The sequence below is a fragment of the Ruegeria sp. R13_0 genome (genome assembly GCF_017743995.1).
Taxonomy (GTDB): Bacteria; Pseudomonadota; Alphaproteobacteria; order Rhodobacterales; family Rhodobacteraceae; genus Ruegeria.
The window spans coordinates 24,279-41,195 of the sequence record NZ_JAGHRB010000021.1 but is presented as its reverse complement, the minus strand read 5'-3'; the positions used below and the strand labels follow the sequence as shown (position 1 = coordinate 41,195).

The 16,917-nt window shown below is 57.8% G+C and carries 12 protein-coding genes and 3 tRNA genes; 9 read left to right on the top strand and 6 right to left on the bottom strand.

Annotation, left to right across the window (positions count from 1 at the left end; translation table 11 throughout):
• The first annotated feature begins 87 nt into the window (after positions 1-87).
• Both J7394_RS20580 and J7394_RS20575 read left to right on the top strand, forming a co-directional pair.
• On the top strand, positions 88-1,587 hold the full coding sequence (locus tag J7394_RS20580) for a CoA-acylating methylmalonate-semialdehyde dehydrogenase (protein ID WP_170467131.1): 1,500 nt from the start codon (positions 88-90) through the stop codon (positions 1,585-1,587).
• A 202-nt stretch (positions 1,588-1,789) separates the two neighbouring features.
• Complete coding sequence (locus tag J7394_RS20575) at positions 1,790-2,374, top strand: L,D-transpeptidase (protein WP_209255863.1); 585 nt, start codon at positions 1,790-1,792, stop codon at positions 2,372-2,374.
• Between the two features lie 70 nt (positions 2,375-2,444).
• On the opposite strand, the gene J7394_RS20570 is transcribed toward J7394_RS20575, so the two are convergent.
• Both J7394_RS20570 and J7394_RS20565 read right to left on the bottom strand, forming a co-directional pair.
• Positions 2,445-2,921 (bottom strand): fasciclin domain-containing protein, encoded by a 477-nt coding sequence (locus J7394_RS20570; protein WP_170373597.1) that lies wholly within the window; start codon positions 2,919-2,921, stop codon positions 2,445-2,447.
• A gap of 71 nt (positions 2,922-2,992) precedes the next feature.
• Complete coding sequence (locus J7394_RS20565; protein ID WP_209255850.1) at positions 2,993-3,844, bottom strand: class I SAM-dependent methyltransferase; 852 nt, start codon at positions 3,842-3,844, stop codon at positions 2,993-2,995.
• A 139-nt stretch (positions 3,845-3,983) separates the two neighbouring features.
• On the opposite strand from J7394_RS20565, the gene J7394_RS20560 reads away from it, so the two are divergent.
• The 4 genes from J7394_RS20560 (at position 3,984) to mmsB (ending at position 8,258) form a co-directional block, all read left to right on the top strand.
• Positions 3,984-5,099 carry a carboxylate-amine ligase gene (locus J7394_RS20560; protein WP_170373595.1) on the top strand — a complete coding sequence of 372 codons (1,116 nt, stop codon included), beginning with the start codon at positions 3,984-3,986 and terminating at the stop codon, positions 5,097-5,099.
• Between the two features lie 92 nt (positions 5,100-5,191).
• Positions 5,192-6,334 (top strand): acyl-CoA dehydrogenase family protein, encoded by a 1,143-nt coding sequence (locus J7394_RS20555; protein WP_209255849.1) that lies wholly within the window; start codon positions 5,192-5,194, stop codon positions 6,332-6,334.
• A 7-nt stretch (positions 6,335-6,341) separates the two neighbouring features.
• Positions 6,342-7,382, top strand: a complete 1,041-nt coding sequence (locus tag J7394_RS22945) for an enoyl-CoA hydratase/isomerase family protein (RefSeq protein WP_247748334.1) — start codon at positions 6,342-6,344, stop codon at positions 7,380-7,382.
• 3 nt (positions 7,383-7,385) lie between these two features.
• Positions 7,386-8,258: a 3-hydroxyisobutyrate dehydrogenase gene (gene mmsB, locus J7394_RS22940; protein ID WP_247748333.1), complete on the top strand. Its 873-nt coding sequence runs from the start codon at positions 7,386-7,388 to the stop codon at positions 8,256-8,258.
• Positions 8,259-8,352: 94 nt separating this feature from the next.
• On the opposite strand, the gene uvrA is transcribed toward mmsB, so the two are convergent.
• The 3 genes from uvrA to J7394_RS20535 form a co-directional block, all read right to left on the bottom strand.
• Entirely contained in the window at positions 8,353-11,211 is a 2,859-nt protein-coding gene (gene uvrA, locus J7394_RS20545; RefSeq protein WP_209255848.1) for an excinuclease ABC subunit UvrA, read from the bottom strand.
• Between the two features lie 175 nt (positions 11,212-11,386).
• Positions 11,387-11,463: transfer RNA gene (locus J7394_RS20540), tRNA-Asp, on the bottom strand.
• A gap of 45 nt (positions 11,464-11,508) precedes the next feature.
• A tRNA-Asp gene (locus J7394_RS20535) sits at positions 11,509-11,585 on the bottom strand.
• Between the two features lie 289 nt (positions 11,586-11,874).
• Between J7394_RS20535 and J7394_RS20530 the strand changes: the two genes are divergently transcribed.
• The 3 genes from J7394_RS20530 to J7394_RS20520 all read left to right on the top strand — a co-directional run bounded on the left by J7394_RS20530 (position 11,875) and on the right by J7394_RS20520 (position 14,437).
• The gene (locus tag J7394_RS20530) at positions 11,875-12,594 is read left to right on the top strand and encodes a porin (protein ID WP_209255847.1); all 720 of its coding nucleotides are present in this window, start codon (positions 11,875-11,877) and stop codon (positions 12,592-12,594) included.
• A 91-nt stretch (positions 12,595-12,685) separates the two neighbouring features.
• Positions 12,686-12,760: transfer RNA gene (locus tag J7394_RS20525), tRNA-Val, on the top strand.
• A 90-nt stretch (positions 12,761-12,850) separates the two neighbouring features.
• Complete coding sequence (locus J7394_RS20520) at positions 12,851-14,437, top strand: APC family permease (protein WP_209255846.1); 1,587 nt, start codon at positions 12,851-12,853, stop codon at positions 14,435-14,437.
• A gap of 41 nt (positions 14,438-14,478) precedes the next feature.
• Here the strand turns inward: J7394_RS20520 and lon are convergent, their stop codons facing one another.
• Complete coding sequence (gene lon, locus J7394_RS20515) at positions 14,479-16,887, bottom strand: endopeptidase La (protein ID WP_170373590.1); 2,409 nt, start codon at positions 16,885-16,887, stop codon at positions 14,479-14,481.
• Positions 16,888-16,917 lie beyond the last annotated feature (30 nt).

Sequence of the window (16,917 nt, the reverse complement as noted above, 5' to 3'; positions counted from 1 at the left end):
TTTTGCAAAGCTCTTTTGAGACATTGCCTCTGTTCAGGTTATTTCTGCAAGCCTATTCTGCGCGCAAACATATCGGAGGAGTTTGCAATGCAAGATCTGACTCATTTCATCAATGGCGAGAACGTGGCCGGAACCTCGGGTCGTTTTGATGACGTTTTCAACCCGGCAACGGGTGAAGTTCAGTACAAATGCCCAATGGCAAGCGCGGCCGAAACCACCGCCGCGATTGAGGCCGCCGCAGCCGCTCAGCCCGCGTGGGGCGCGACCAACCCGCAGAAACGCGCGCGTGTTATGATGGCCATGGTCGGCCTGATGAACCGCGACATGGACAAGCTGGCCGAAGCGTTGAGCCGTGAGCATGGCAAGACCATCCCTGACGCCAAGGGCGACCTGCAGCGCGGACTGGAGGTGATCGAATACTGCATCGGCGCACCTCAGATGCTGAAAGGTGAGTTCACCGACAGCGCAGGTCCCGGTATCGACATGTACTCGATGCGTCAACCTCTGGGTGTTGTCGGTTCGATCATGCCGTTCAACTTCCCGGCGATGATGCCTCTGTGGCACGTCGGTCCGGCACTGGCTTGCGGCAACGCCGTGGTTCTGAAGCCGTCCGAGCGTGACCCCTCGGTTCCGCTGATGCTGGCCGAACTGTTCATCGAGGCCGGTCTGCCCAAGGGCGTCTTTCAGGTCGTCAATGGCGACAAAGAGGCCGTGGACACCATCCTGGACAGCGAAATCATCCAGGGCGTCAGCTTTGTAGGCTCGACCCCGATCGCGCAATACATCTACAGCCGCGCAACGGCCAACGGCAAACGTGCGCAGTGCTTTGGCGGCGCCAAGAACCACATGATCGTGATGCCCGACGCGGATCTGGACCAAGCCGCGGACGCGCTGGTCGGTGCGGGCTTCGGTGCGGCGGGCGAACGCTGCATGGCGATCTCGGTTGCTGTTCCTGTGGGTGAAGAAACCGCAGACCGTCTGATCGAGAAACTGATCCCGCGCGTCGAAAAGCTGAAAGTCGGCCCCTACACCGCCGGAGACGACGTGGACATGGGCCCCGTTGTGACTGGAGCTGCAAAAGAGCGTATCCTCGGCCTGATCAACTCGGGCGTTGAGCAAGGCGCCAAGCTGGTCGTCGACAACCGCGATTTCAGCCTGCAGGGCTATGAGGACGGTTTCTTTGTCGGCCCGCACCTGTTCGACCACGTGACGCCTGACATGGATATCTACAAGCAGGAAATCTTCGGCCCGGTTCTGTCGACCGTTCGCGCAGGCTCCTACGAAGAGGCGATCGGTCTGGCGATGGACCACGAATACGGCAATGGCACCGCGATCTTCACGCGCGATGGCGACACGGCTCGTGACTTCGCCAGCCGGATCAACATCGGCATGGTCGGCATCAACGTCCCAATCCCGGTTCCGCTGGCCTACCACACCTTTGGCGGCTGGAAGAAATCCATGTTTGGTGACCTGAACCAGCACGGCCCGGACAGCTTCAAGTTCTACACCCGCACCAAGACTGTCACGGCCCGCTGGCCGTCGGGCATCAAGGAAGGTGGCGAGTTCAACTTCAAAGCGATGGACTGATCCAAAGCCAAATCTGTTCAAACCCGGCCGCTCTGGCCGGGTTTTTCATTGGCAGGGTTCCGCCAGAACCCTCCAAAACCCGGATTCTCACGATAAATTCAAACTGTAGAGGCTGGCTATTTGCGACGCTGGCAAATATTTTCGGCGCAACTATATATTCGAGCAGATTGAACCTCCGGAGGTCGCCTTGTCCAAATCCAACATGACTCGCCGTTCGGCCCTTTTGGGGGCTGCATCCGTTCTGGCCACTCCGGCCCTCGTCCGCGCGCAAAGCTCCGATGCGTTCCCGCAAACTGAAGATGCGATCAGCACGCAACTGCCGGTCCGCCGCAATGTTTCGTCCTTCTCGCAACAGAACTGGCAAGACCATTTCGATGAGCTGGGCGCGGGTTGCCTGCTGGCCGACATCACGAGCCGCGCGGTTCACTATTGGGGACCGGACGGGACGTATAAACTGTACCCCAGCTCTGTCCCGATGAGTGAGGAATTGACCAAACGCGGCTACACCAAGGTTGTCCGTAAGGCCGAAAACCCGACATGGACACCGACCGCCTCAATGCGCGAACGCGATCCGTCTCTGCCCGTTCGGATGGAGGGTGGTGACCCCGGCAACCCGCTGGGCACGCGTGCGATGTATCTGGGCTGGCCAGCTTATCTGGTCCATGGAACCCACGACACCCGCAAGATCGGACGGCAGAGTTCCTCCGGCTGCATCGGCCTTTACAACCAACATGTGGAAGAACTGTACCCGCTGGTCCAAATCGGTACGCAGGTACGTTTGGTCTGAGGTCCAAACCCAAGAACAGCAAAGCCCCGGCCATCAGGACCGGGGCTTTTTGTTTGGCGAGGTGCCAAAGTCATTCAGGCAGAATAACCTCATCGACCACATGGATAACGCCATTGCTCGCTTCGATGTCGGCCTGCACCACATCAGCACCATTCACGCGGACGCCATTTTTTGCATTGACGCTCAGACGATCGCCCTGAACGGTCAGAACCTTCGCGCGCTTGCCAGCGATATCGCCCGACATCACCTTGGCAGGTACGACGTGGTAGGTCAGAATCTCAACCAGCTTGTCCTTGTTTTCCGGCAGCAGCAGGCTTTCCACCGTGCCTTCGGGCAGAGCAGCAAACGCCTCATCCGTCGGTGCGAAAACGGTGAACGGACCGTTGCCCTTCAGCGTGTCGACCAGACCGGCGGCCTGAACAGCTGCGACCAGTGTGGTGAACGATCCCGCAGATACGGCGGTGTCAACGATGTCAGCTGCCTGAGCCTTGATCGGCATGGCAAGTGCAACGGCGGCGGCAGCGCCCATCAATGTGCGACGAAACATGGCTGTCTTCTCCTCTCCAGCTTGTTATGGAAAGGTTTACGGCGCATGTTTCACACCGGATCACTTTAGGATCACTGTTCTTTGATCTGAACCCAGATACTCTGCGCCCGACCATCGTTCAGAAACGGCAGCGCCTCACACGCATCAGCGCGGTCCTGTTGCAGGTAATACCCCGGCCAAAGCATTGAAAACGCGCCGGATTGCAGCAGGGCATGCAGCATGTACTGCTCACCCCAACCGGGGCAATCATAGAAGAACCGCTTGGGATATTCGTAAGGTAAAAAAACATCATGCACATGGATGACAACGCCCGGTTTCAGCGTCGGGATAATGCGGCAGAAGAGATGCGCTACGTCATTGCTCATCCTGACAACATGGCTGGAATCGATGAACAGAACGTCCCCGGCCTCAAGTTGTTCGAACAGAGCCGGATCGACCTCCTCCAGCCGTTTTTGTTCGAACGCATCGACCACATGCGCGATATCCGCACGAGGGTACGGGTCGATGGCTATGATCTGCGTGTCCAACCCTCCGTCAAGGATGGCTTGCCGCGTAACGCGGGTTGAATTGCCGCAGCCGACCTCGATCACGCGTTTCGGTTTGAACCTGCGGATCATCAGATACAGAGCGTCGGCATCCGGGCTGTCGTAATAGCCATTGCCCAGCCGGTATCCCGTCTGGTTCCGGGCTGGGTCCTTCAAGGCCTCCAGCGCATCCTGGTGTTGACCGTATTCGGCGATCAGCTGCGCGATGTCGAAACCTTCCATCCCCGGTGACAGCGCGTAAGCGGGGCGCTCCAGCCCGCCTGCCCGTTCGAACGCCTCAAGCCGGGCGCGTTCGTCCTGTTCGGTCACCTTGTCGACCAGCTTTACCCCCAGCTCATCAAGGGCTGCGTTGATCTGCGGGAATTTTCTGGGTTTCACGAGGCCGGCTCCGTTATCGCATTGCTGCCCGTTCCTTAGCGCTGCTTGCGGTCGCTCCGCAAGCGGCGCAGCGGCAAACCCTTGGCAAAACGTTGATTTACGTATTCACTGATTGCATTGGAAAATGGCAGGTAGGCCCATGCAACAAGATTTCACGATCGGCATTGAAGAAGAATACCTGCTGGTCGACCGCGACAGCCTGCATCTGGCCGAGGCCCCTGCCGCATTGATGGAAGCTTGCCAAGCGGATTTCGAAGGACAGGTCAGCCCCGAGTTCCTGCAATGCCAGATCGAAGTTGGAACCCGCCCACACACGACTGTCAAAAGCGCGCGCGAAGATCTCAGGCGTCTGCGCTCATGTGTGTCCAAACGGGCCGCCGAGTATAACCTCAGCCCGATCGCCGTGTCCTGCCATCCTTTTGCCGATTGGAAAAAACAGCACCACACACGCAAAGAGCGTTACGACGCGCTGCAACACGCTTTGGGCGGCGTTGCACGGCGGATGCTGATTTGCGGGATGCATGTGCATGTGGGGGTTGAGGACCCGGCCCTACGCGCAGACCTGATGCCGCAACTCAGTTACTTCCTACCCCATCTGCTGGCGCTTTCGGCGTCCTCCCCTTTCTGGAATGGAGAGGATACGGGGCTGTCCTCCTACCGCCTGACCGTGTTCGACAACCTGCCGCGCACGGGATTGCCGCCGGTCTACAACAGTTGGAGCGAGTACGAACGCACAACCGGCGTCCTGGTCGAGCTTGGCGTGATCGAGGACACCACGAAAATATGGTGGGATCTACGCCCCTCCCATCGATTCCCGACGCTGGAAACACGCATCATGGACGTCCAGCCGCGGCTTGAGCACACCTTATCTCTGGCCGCTCTCGTGCAGGCCCTGACCCGTATGCTGTGTCGCCTGAAGGCCCGCAATCTGCGCTGGCGACAGTATGACCGCTTCCTGATCGGTGAAAACCGCTGGCGCGCGCAGCGCTATGGGGTCGGCGAAGGGCTGATTGATTTTGGGGATCGGTCGATCAAACCCATGGCCGAGCTGATCGGCGAACTCATGGGGATGCTAGCTGAAGATGCCGAGGCGTTGGGGACCATGACCGAACTAGCTCGCCTGCGTCAGATCGCCGAGACAGGCACCTCCGCCACCCGCCAACGGCGCGTCCATGCCGAAGCTGTTGCGAAAGGCGAAGACCCAGGCCAGGCCGTTGTCCGCCATCTGATCGAAGAGTTTCACGCGGACCTCTAGTGAACAGCCTCAGGATTGCTCATCCTGAAATAGTTCTGTAACGATTGCGAAATAAACAATCGTTCAATTCTTTGCCTGTGGGAGGGTGCGCAATGGATTTCGGGCTGACCGAGGAACAAACAGCCATTTTCGATATGGCCTACGGATTTGGGCAGGACAACATCGCCCCCTTCGCCCGCCAGTGGGAGGCCGAAGGCACAATCCCCAAAGAGCTTTGGCCGCGCATCGGAGAGCTTGGCTTTGGCGCGCTCTACGTCTCGGAAGACAGCGGCGGGGCCGACCTCAGCCGTCTCGACGCAACCCTCGTGTTTGAGGCGCTGTCCATGGCATGCCCCTCGGTCGCGGCGTTCCTGTCGATCCACAATATGTGCGCCAAGATGCTGGACAGTTTCGCCAGTGATGAGCTGAAATCGCGGGTCATGCCCGACGTTCTGAGCCTGAACACAGTGCTAAGCTACTGCCTGACCGAACCCGGCTCCGGCTCAGACGCCGCCGCGTTGAAGACGAGGGCCGAGCGCACGAACGAGGGCTACACGCTGAACGGCACCAAGGCCTTTATCTCGGGTGGCGGATACTCGGATGCCTATGTCTGCATGGTCCGCACGGGCACGGAAGGTCCAAAAGGAATCTCGACCGTCTATGTCGAAGACGGCACACCAGGTCTGAGCTTTGGTGCGCTGGAACAGAAGATGGGTTGGAAAAGCCAACCCACGGCGCAGGTCCAGTTCGACGATTGCAACATCCCAGCGGGCAATCTGGTCGGCACTGAAGGGGACGGTTTCAAATACGCCATGATGGGCCTTGATGGAGGGCGTCTGAACATCGCCTCCTGCTCGCTTGGGGCTGCGCAGGCCGGGTTGGACATGACCCTGCAATATATGTCTGAACGGAAGGCGTTCGGGCAATCCATCGACCAGTTCCAGGCCCTGCAATTCCGCCTCGCCGATATGGAGATCGAATTGCAGGCCGCGCGCACCTTCCTGCGACAGGCCGCCTGGAAACTGGATCAAGGCGCGCCGGATGCGTCGAAATTCTGCGCAATGGCCAAGAAATTCGTGACCGAGACCGGCTCAAACGTCGTGGATCAATGCCTGCAATTGCATGGCGGCTATGGCTATCTTGCCGACTATGGCATCGAAAAGCTTGTACGCGACCTGCGGGTGCATCAAATACTCGAAGGCACAAACGAAATCATGCGCGTAATCGTAGCGCGCCACCTGCTGGCCGGGACCTGAGGGGATCATGCCTGACATCGACATTCGCACAATCGGTCGCGCCGGGCGCATCACCCTGACCCGCCCAAAGGCATTGAACGCCCTAAGCTATGAGATGTGCTTGGCCATAGACACCGCCCTGCGCAACTGGCGTGAGGACGACGAGGTCGACCTGATCATCCTCGACGCCGAGGGCGACAAAGCCTTTTGCGCAGGCGGCGACATTGCCAAACTCTATGAAACCGGACTCGCGGGGGATTTCTCGCACGGGCAAACCTTCTGGCGCGATGAATACCGCTTGAATGCGCTGATCTTCGCATACCCCAAACCCATCATCAGCTTTCTGCAGGGTTTCACCATGGGCGGCGGAGTCGGCATCGGCTGCCACGGAACCCATCGCGTGGTCGGAGAGACCTCGAAAATCTCGATGCCTGAATGCGCGATCGGACTGGTTCCGGATGTCGGCGGCTCGTTGATGTTGGCCTTAGCACCTGGGCGGCTGGGCGAATATCTGGGCCTCACAGCATTCCGGATGGGACCGGCGGATGCCATCTACGCCGGTTTCGCCGATCACTTCATCCCTCAGGCCACGTGGCCGGACCTGATCGAACTGCTTGAGGCGTCTGGCAATGCTGAGCTTGTAACCGACCACGCCCAACCCGCGCACGACGGGAAACTGCAGCAGATGCAATCCGAGATCGATCAGTATTTTGGAGGCGAGACACTCGAGGATATCCTCATCACCCTTCGCTCCGAGGATACTGATTTCACATCGAAAGCGCTGGACATGATGGGCCAGCATGCCCCGCTCTCCATGGCCTGCACGGTTGAGATGATCCACCGCCTGCGCGGCCCGTCCCTGACCATGCATCGTGCATTGGATATGGAGTATCGCTTCACCTACCGCGCGCAAGAACACGGAGATCTCATCGAAGGCATCCGCGCGCTGATCATAGATAGAGATCGTAGCCCAGGCTGGCAGTACCCGGACATGAAAGTACCCGCTGTTGCGGTTTCGAAAATGCTGCAACCGCTTGGCGCGAACGCACTGACTTTTCAGGAGGATTAAGAGATGCAAATCGGTTTTATCGGCTTGGGCAATATGGGCGCGCCGATGGCGGCCAACCTCGCGAAGGCCGGGCATCAGGTGACAGGTTTCGACACGGCGGGCGTTAGCGTTGATGGCGTGACGAACGCGCAATCCGCAACCGAGGCCGTCTCGGGCGCAGATGCCGTCATCACCATGCTGCCGAATGGCGACATCCTGCGCGCGGTTGCCAACCAGATCATCCCGGCCATGCAACAGGGCGCGGTGTTGATAGACTGTTCGACTGTCGACGTAGACAGCGCCCGAGCCGTGGCAGAGCAAGCCATCGCTGCGCATCTTCTGTCCGTGGACGCGCCAGTTTCCGGCGGAATCGGAGGGGCCTCGGCCGGTACCCTGACCTTCATGGCTGGCGGATCATCCGACGCCTTTGCCAAAGCCGCCCCGCTCTTCGACATCATGGGGCAAAAAGCCGTGCATTGCGGTGAGGCCGGCGCTGGACAGGCAGCAAAAATCTGCAACAACATGATCCTCGGCGTCACCATGATCGCAACCTGCGAGGCTTTCGCGTTGGCCGACAAACTGGGTCTGGACCGGCAAAAGATGTTCGACGTGGTCAGCACGTCCTCCGGCTATAGTTGGACCATGAACGCCTACTGCCCCGCCCCCGGAGTCGGCCCTACCAGCCCTGCGGATAATGGCTATCAACCGGGCTTCGCCGCCGAATTGATGTTGAAAGACCTGCGCCTCAGCCAGCAAGCTGCCGAAAGCGTCGATGCCGACACCCCGATGGGCCAAGCCGCAACCGCGCTCTACCAGCAATTCGTCGAGGCCGAAGGTGGTTTGGGCCAGGACTTCTCAGCCATGCTGCCCAGATTTGAAAAACGCAGCCGAGAATAAGGCACACGAGAATAAAGAACAAAGATCCTTCATTCATCTGGCTAAAAATATCCCGGAGCGCGAGGCAGAGCCTCGCATAAAACCGTGTCGCAGCCTATTCAGCCGCGACACGTGTGCCTGAAAGCATCGGCTTGAGGTAACGCCCGGTGTGGCTCCGCTCGACCTCGGCCACCTCTTCCGGTGTCCCAGTCGCCACGATCTCACCACCGCCATCGCCACCTTCCGGGCCGATATCAATGATGTGGTCCGCGGTTTTCACAACGTCCAGATTGTGTTCGATCACGACAACCGTGTTCCCCTGATCGACCAGTTCATGCAGCACTTCCAACAGCTTACGTACGTCTTCGAAATGCAGACCCGTGGTCGGCTCGTCCAGAATATACAGCGTCCGCCCTGTTGAACGTTTCGATAGCTCTTTCGACAGTTTCACCCGCTGTGCTTCCCCTCCGGACAGCGTTGTCGCCTGTTGGCCCACTTTGATGTAGCCCAGCCCAACCCGCGCCAGAGCATCCATCTTGTCGCGGATCGACGGAACGGCCTTAAAGAACTCCTGCGCGTCTTCGACCGTCATGTCCAGCACGTCGGCGATAGACTTTCCTTTGAATTTGATCTCCAGCGTCTCGCGATTGTACCGCGCGCCCTTGCAGGTCTCACAAGTGACGTAGACATCCGGCAGAAAGTGCATCTCGATCTTGATGACACCGTCGCCCTGACACGCCTCACATCGACCGCCCTTAACGTTGAAACTGAACCGCCCGGGCTTGTAGCCGCGCGCTTTGGCCTCGGGCAATCCGGCGAACCAGTCGCGGATCGGCGTGAACGCCCCGGTGTAAGTCGCTGGATTCGAACGCGGAGTCCGCCCGATAGGGCGTTGGTCGATATCGATGACCTTGTCCAGATGCTCTAACCCTTTGATCGTTTCGCAGGGCGCAGGCGTCTGGCGCGCGCCGTTCAAGCGCATTGAGGCCGTTTTGAACAGCGTCTCAATTGTCAACGTCGACTTGCCCCCACCCGATACGCCAGTGACACAGACGAATTTGCCCAGAGGGAACTCGGCCGTCACGTTCTTAAGGTTATTGCCCGTCGCCTTCACCACGGTCAGCTTTTTCTTGTTGCCCTTGCGCCGCTCCGCGGGCACCGCAATCTCTCGCGTACCAGCCAGATATTGCCCGGTGACCGATGCCGCATCGGCTGTAATTTCGGCGGGTGTTCCCTTGCTGACGACCTGCCCACCGTGGACACCCGCGCCAGGGCCGATGTCGAACACGTAGTCGGCCTCACGGATCGCTTCCTCATCGTGCTCAACGACGATAACCGTATTGCCCTGATCTCGTAGGTTTTTCAGCGTGCCCAGCAGGCGATCATTGTCCCGTTGGTGCAGGCCGATTGACGGCTCGTCCAGAACATACAGAACGCCAGTCAGGCCCGATCCGATCTGGCTTGCAAGCCGGATACGTTGGCTTTCACCACCGGACAAAGTACCACTTGAACGCGACAGCGTAAGGTATTCCAAACCCACGTTATTCAGGAACCCAAGGCGTTCACGAATCTCTTTCAGAATCGCCCGCGCGATCTCATTCTTCTGAACGCTCAGATGGTTCGGCGCGTCTTCGACCCAGGCCAGAGCCTCACGGATCGACATCTCGACCACCTGCCCCACATGCAGACCTGCGATCTTCACGGCCAAGGCTTCGGCGCGCAGGCGGTAGCCTTCGCAGGTGCCGCACGGACGGTTGTTCTGGTAGCGCTCAAACTCTTCCCGAATCCAGGCGCTGTCGGTCTCGCGGTAGCGGCGCTCCATATTCGGAATGACGCCCTCAAAATTGCGTGTCACCTGATAGACACGCCCGCCCTCATCATAGCGGAACTGGATTTCCTCATCCCCAGAGCCGCGCAGAAACACCTGTTGCACCTTCTTGGGCAGGTCTTTCCACGGTGTGTTCTTGTCGAACTCATAGTGGCGCGCGATGGCTTCGATGGTTTGCAGGAAATACGGAGACTTCCCCTTTCGCCACGGCGCCAAGGCCCCGTCATACAGTTTCAATGTCTGATCCGGCACGACAAGGCGTTCGTCAAAGAACAGCTCAACCCCCAGCCCATCACAATCCGGGCAGGCCCCGAACGGGGCGTTGAACGAAAAGAGGCGCGGTTCGATTTCGGGAATCGTAAAGCCGCTGACCGGGCAGGCAAAGTTCTCGCTGAAAGTAATCCGTTCGGGATCCCCTTCGCGCGGCGCGGTTTCCAAAATCGCGATCCCATCAGCCAAATCCAGAGCGGTGCGCAGGCTGTCTGCCAGTCGCGTCTCCATCCCTTCGCGCACGACGAGGCGATCCACAACCACGTCGATATCGTGGCGGAATTTCTTGTCCAATGTCGGCGGTTCATCAAGTTCGTAGAACTCACCATCCACCTTGACGCGCTGGAAGCCCTGCTTTCGCAGTTCCAGGAACTCTTTTTTGTATTCGCCCTTCCGGTCGCGCACGATGGGGGCCAGCAGGTAACCGCGTGTCCCCTCCTCCATCGTCATGATCCGGTCGACCATGTCCTGTACTTGCTGTGCTTCGATCGGCTGACCAGTCGCGGGGCTATAGGGCGTGCCCGCGCGGGCAAATAGCAATCGCAGGTAGTCATAGATTTCGGTCACCGTTCCAACGGTCGAGCGAGGGTTCTTTGACGTGGTCTTTTGTTCAATCGAAATTGCAGGAGACAGCCCGCTGATGTGATCCACATCCGGCTTTTCCATCATATCGAGGAATTGCCGCGCATAGGCCGAGAGGCTTTCGACATAGCGGCGCTGCCCCTCGGCATAGATCGTGTCAAAGGCCAGCGAGGATTTACCTGAGCCAGACAGCCCGGTGATCACCACCAGCTGGTCCCGCGGGATATCCACGTCAATGCTCTTGAGGTTATGCTCGCGCGCGCCGCGTACCTCGATATTCTTCAGCTCAGCCATTCTGGCCCCCAACAAACACGTCCCTCAGAGATAGGCGAGCGGCGCTGAGTCTCCAACAGAAAAGTTAGAACAAACTGTGAACGAACAGATTATTGCCGACACAAACTGACATCAGCCTGAAACAACGCCGACCTCGCGCCAAGAATCTATGTTTTTCGGAACATTCGAGGGAAAATGGCGCGGTTGACGGGGCTCGAACCCGCGACCCCCGGCGTGACAGGCCGGTACTCTAACCAACTGAGCTACAACCGCGCATCTATTTTCGTGGCCTTTAAACTGGACCAAGTCTGGCAGCGATGGCGCGGTTGACGGGGCTCGAACCCGCGACCCCCGGCGTGACAGGCCGGTACTCTAACCAACTGAGCTACAACCGCCCGCTGCCCGTTCGTTGCTGAACGTTGGGGTGTATTATGGCTACGCTCGGGCATCGTCAAGCGGCGTTTTGAAGTTTTTTGCCAGAAGCCTGATTTTTGTTTGCAGCCGCTCCTCGGCCATCCTTCGGGGCTCAGCCCGTGTGACCGAGCATTTGTGCCCCACCTGCAACAGCATATTGAAATCGCGCCGACCCCCTACTCCTCCTTAACGATAAAAACTAACCAGACATTCATGCGCGTTAGTCTCATTTTGACCCGCGCCAACAAAATCACAAATCGGAGCAGCAACATGAAAAAAATCATTGCTACCAGTGCATTGACCAGCCTTTTACTGTCCGGCGCAGCATATGCCGTCGAGGTGACCGGCGGATATGTGGATCTGGGTTATTCTACCTTCACAGACAGCGATCTTGGCGATGTCTACAACCTCAACGGCGCGGGCGAGCTGGCGTTTTCCCGTGCGTTCAGCCTGCAGCTGGATGCCGGCGCTTACCGGTTCGAGGATGAGGACTTTGACGGCACAAGTGTCACCTTGCACGCCAATCTGCATACACAAAACGCCTCATTCGGTGCTTTCTACGGGCAGGACCATATCGAAGACGAGACGTTCCAATTCTACGGCGTTGAGGCCGGTTTTGGCGCAGGCCCCGCACAGATCGAAGGGTATCTGGGCTTTCAAGATCTGAAGGAATTCTCTGACGCAGATGGCGTGATCCTGGGCTTTTCGGCTGGAGGGGCCGTCACCGAGAAATGGACTGTGATCGGTAAATACGACTACCTGAACGATATCGAAGGCGCTTTGGACGTCAGCGCATTTTCGATTGGCGCGACCTATAATGTTGGCACCAATGCACAGGTTTACGGCGAATTTGGCGCAGCCCACCTGTCCATCGGCAGCGGCAGCAGCACCGAACCCTTCCTTGGCGCAGGTGTCCGTATCAATCTGGGCAACGAGCGCGGAACAACCTTCGGACGCCGTGGCGTTCTGGACAAACTGCCCGGCCTCTAAAGAACATCAGACTCCGGCTTGCATACTGGCCGGGGTCCCGCCCCTATAAGTCTTGCAGCCGGGAAAGAGCTGCGATAAGACGCCGAGCAATGGGTGATTAGCTCAGTGGTAGAGCGCTTCGTTCACATCGAAGATGTCAGGAGTTCAAATCTCTTATCACCCACCACCTCCAATTTTTCACACCTCCAGACTACGCTTGTCAGGCCAGAATCCGCCAGCGTATCATTGACATACGCAGTGCAAAGGGTTGACGCAGATGGCCAAATTGAAGCGTGACATTGGCCTACTGGGTCTGACCTTCATCTCCGTTGGCGGCATTATAGGCTCTGGATGGCTGTTCGGGCCGCTCTTGGCTGTGCAACATGCAGGACCAGCTGCGGCTCTGTCCTGGATCATTGGCGCGGTGGCCATGTTTATTCTGGCCATCACCTTCGCCGAAATCTCGGCCATGTTGCCTATCCCGGGCGGTATCGCTCGGGTTCCCCAATTCTCTCATGGCAACATCGTCGCGATGGCAATGGGTTGGACGGCATGGATCGGCTACAACACCACTGCGCCCATCGAGGTTGAGGCAATGTTGAAATACCTAGCCCCCTATGCGCCGTGGCTGCACACTGCCGAGAGCGGAGATCTGACGAGCGCAGGTGTGCTGGTTGCTCTGTCCTTCATGCTGATATTCGTTGCCGTCAATGCCCTAGGCGTCAAATTCTTCACACGTGTCAACGCCACCCTTACCTGGGCGAAGATAGCGATTCCCGTCATTCTCTCAGTACTCTTGATTGCAAACAGGTTTGAGGCTCAGAACTTCAGCCAACCCGACGGGTTCGCCCCATACGGACTGCAAGGCATCATGGCTGCGGTGTCGACTGGGGGCGTGATCTTTTCCTTCATCGGATTTCGCCACATCGTCGATATGGCGGGTGAGGTCCGCAACCCGAAATTCGCCATCCCAGCCGCGCTGGTCCTTTCAATCGTGATGTGCGCGGCCATCTATCTTTCCCTACAGATCGCATTCATCGGCGCCCTTGATCCAACCTCGCTTGCGCAAGGCTGGACCAGTCTCAGCTTCGGCGGAGAAGGACCGCTGGATGCCGTGATTATGTCCGTCGGTATTGTCTGGTTCCTAAGCGTATTGAATGTCGGCTCAGTCATAGGGCCATTCGGCAACGGGCTTGTTGCAACAGGATCAAATGCTCGGATCGCCATGGCCCTCTCCAAGAACGGATTTCTGCCTCAACGCATAATGCGGTTGTCCTCGTTCGGAGTACCCCTTTGGGCGCTTGTACTGAATTTCGGGATCGGAGTTTTGTTCCTGCTTACAGTCCCTTTTACCACGGTCATTGCATTGAACGGGGCAGCCATTGTTTTGTCCTTCGCTGTAGGACCGATCGCTGTCGTGTGCCTCAGAAAGCTGATGCCAGATCACCCACGCTCGATCCGAATTCCCGCAGTGCGCTTCGTGGGCGCACTGGCCTTCGCCATCGCGACACTGATCGTTTATTGGAGCGGATGGGACACCGTCTGGCGCTTGGGCGTCGCGTTGATCATCGGAATGATCTTGTTGCTGATCCGCTTTCACAATCGCCTGGATGAAATGGACGTGGCCGAAGCGCGTTGGCTGATGCCTTATTTCGTCGGCATCGGTGTAATCTCAATATTTGGCCAGTTCGGAGAGGGTGCTCTAAAATTCATCCCGTTCGGCTGGGATATTCTGGTCTGCATTCTGTTCTCGACGGGGATATTCATGATAGCTGTCCGGTCGTCCTTGGCAGACGAAAAGTTTCAGAAATACATCGAAGAAGAGGAAATTTTGGACCCGAAACAACCCGTTATCGGGCTATAGACAAAAAAGGCGGGGACCTGCCCCGCCTTTTTCTTTGTGTCTTAGTGCGCCGTTGCAGACGGCCCAGAGCTTTCAGCCGCTTTTGCTGCTGCAGCCGCGGCCTCTTCCGCGGCCTCGTCCCATTCGATGGGTTCAGGCTCTTCCACCAGAGCTTGTTTGAGGACTTCCGATACGTGTTTGACCGGGATGATCTCCAACCCTTCTTTCACGTTATCCGGAATATCGGCCAGATCCTTTTCATTCTCTTCCGGGATCAGAACCGTCTTGATGCCACCGCGCAGAGCAGCCAGCAGTTTTTCCTTCAAACCACCAATCGGCATCGCATTCCCGCGCAGAGAGACCTCACCCGTCATGGCGATGTCCTTGCGTACCGGAATGCCGGTCAGCACGGACACAATCGAGGTCACCATCGCCAAACCAGCCGATGGCCCATCCTTGGGCGTTGCCCCATCCGGCACGTGCACGTGGATATCGATCTTGTCGAACTGAGGCGGCTTCACCCCGATCTGAGGCGAAATCGAGCGCACATAGGACGAGGCTGCGTCGATGGATTCCTTCATCACATCGCCCAGCTTACCCGTGGTCTTCATCCGCCCCTTGCCGGGCAGTTTCAGCGCCTCGATATGTAGCAGGTCTCCACCGACCGAAGTCCACGCCAGACCGGTCACCACACCAACCTGATCATCCTGCTCGGCCAGACCATAGCGGAACTTGGGCACACCTAGGAAATCATCCAGATTTTCAGGCGTGACCGTAACCGAGTCGGCCTCTTTCTTGATGATCTTGGTCAGCGACTTCCGCGCCACCTTGGCGATTTCACGTTCGAGGTTCCGCACGCCCGCCTCGCGGGTATAGGTGCGGATGATCGACTGCAGCGCCTCATCAGTCAGTTCAAATTCCTTGGCTTTGAGGCCATGGTTTTTGACCTGCTTGCTGATCAGGTGTTGTTTGGCGATCTCGGATTTTTCCTCTTCGGTATAACCGGCCAGCGGGATGATCTCCATCCGGTCCAGCAAAGGCCCAGGCATATTGTAGCTGTTCGACGTGGTCAGGAACATCACGTTCGAGAGGTCATATTCGACCTCAAGGTAGTGATCCATGAACGTGCTGTTCTGTTCCGGGTCCAACACCTCAAGCATCGCCGAGGCCGGGTCACCACGGAAATCCTGCCCCATCTTGTCGATTTCATCCAACAAGATCAGCGGGTTCGTGGTTTTCGCCTTTTTCAGCGCCTGAATGATCTTACCGGGCATCGAGCCAATGTAAGTCCGACGGTGACCACGAATCTCGGATTCGTCACGCACACCACCCAGCGAAATGCGAATGAACTCGCGCCCCGTGGCTTTCGCGACGGACTTACCCAGCGAGGTTTTACCCACGCCCGGAGGGCCAACAAGGCACAGGATCGGGCCTTTCAGCTTTTTCGAACGCTGCTGAACAGCAAGATACTCGACGATCCGCTCTTTGACCTTCTCAAGCCCATAATGATCGGCATCCAGAATGTCCTGCGCGCGGCCCAGATCCTTTTTGACGCGGGATTTAGTGCCCCACGGCAGCGACAAGATCCAGTCCAGATAGTTGCGCACTACGGTGGCCTCAGCCGACATCGGGCTCATGTTGCGCAGTTTCTTCAGCTCGCCTTCGGCCTTTTCGCGCGCCTCTTTCGACAGCTTGGTCTCGTTGATCTTCTCTTCAAGTTCGGCGACTTCGTTCGAGCCGTCCTCGCCATCGCCAAGCTCTTTCTGAATGGCCTTCATCTGCTCATTCAGATAATACTCGCGCTGGGTCTTCTCCATCTGGGATTTGACGCGGGTCTTGATCTTTTTCTCGACCTGCAGAACCGACATTTCGCCCTGCATCAAGCCATAGACCTTCTCAAGCCGCTCACTGACTGAGAGCGTCTCAAGCAGTTCCTGCTTCTGCTCGACTTCAATGCCCAGATGACCCGACACGAGGTCGGCCAGCTTGGCAGGCTCGGTGGTCTCACCCACAGCAGCCAAGGCTTCTTCGGGAATGTTCTTGCGAACCTTGGCATAGCGCTCAAACTCGTCCGCGACGGTGCGCAGAAGCGCTTCTGTCGTCGTGACATCTCCAGGGATTTCGGTCAGATACTCGGCACGGGCTTCGAAAAACTGATCGTTTTCAAGGAATTCCGTGATCTGCACGCGCGCCTGCCCTTCGACCAGCACCTTGACGGTGCCATCGGGCAATTTCAGCAGTTGCAGCACATTGGCCAGAACGCCGGCCTGATAGATACCATCCACATCCGGATCATCGACACTCGGGTCGATCTGGCTGGACAACAGAATTTGCTTATCATCCTGCATCACCTCTTCCAGCGCGCGGACCGATTTGTCTCGGCCCACGAAGAGCGGCACGATCATGTGTGGGAACACCACAATATCGCGCAGCGGCAGGACGGGGTATGAGGAATTCAGAGGCTCTTGCATGCTCTATCCTTATCATTGGCAAGACGGCTC

Excerpts from the sequence above, each read along its gene's own strand:
- J7394_RS20580 (WP_170467131.1), top strand. The coding sequence starts at position 88 with ATGCAAGATCTGACTCATTTCATCAATGGCGAGAACGTGGCCGGAACC.
- J7394_RS20520 (WP_209255846.1), top strand. The coding sequence starts at position 12,851 with ATGGCCAAATTGAAGCGTGACATTGGCCTACTGGGTCTGACCTTCATC.
- J7394_RS20575 (WP_209255863.1), top strand. The coding sequence starts at position 1,790 with ATGACTCGCCGTTCGGCCCTTTTGGGGGCTGCATCCGTTCTGGCCACT.
- lon (WP_170373590.1), bottom strand. The coding sequence starts at position 16,887 with ATGCAAGAGCCTCTGAATTCCTCATACCCCGTCCTGCCGCTGCGCGAT.
- J7394_RS20560 (WP_170373595.1), top strand. The coding sequence starts at position 3,984 with ATGCAACAAGATTTCACGATCGGCATTGAAGAAGAATACCTGCTGGTC.
- J7394_RS20570 (WP_170373597.1), bottom strand. The coding sequence starts at position 2,921 with ATGTTTCGTCGCACATTGATGGGCGCTGCCGCCGCCGTTGCACTTGCC.
- J7394_RS20530 (WP_209255847.1), top strand. The coding sequence starts at position 11,875 with ATGAAAAAAATCATTGCTACCAGTGCATTGACCAGCCTTTTACTGTCC.
- mmsB (WP_247748333.1), top strand. The coding sequence starts at position 7,386 with ATGCAAATCGGTTTTATCGGCTTGGGCAATATGGGCGCGCCGATGGCG.
- J7394_RS22945 (WP_247748334.1), top strand. The coding sequence starts at position 6,342 with ATGCCTGACATCGACATTCGCACAATCGGTCGCGCCGGGCGCATCACC.
- J7394_RS20555 (WP_209255849.1), top strand. The coding sequence starts at position 5,192 with ATGGATTTCGGGCTGACCGAGGAACAAACAGCCATTTTCGATATGGCC.
- uvrA (WP_209255848.1), bottom strand. The coding sequence starts at position 11,211 with ATGGCTGAGCTGAAGAATATCGAGGTACGCGGCGCGCGCGAGCATAAC.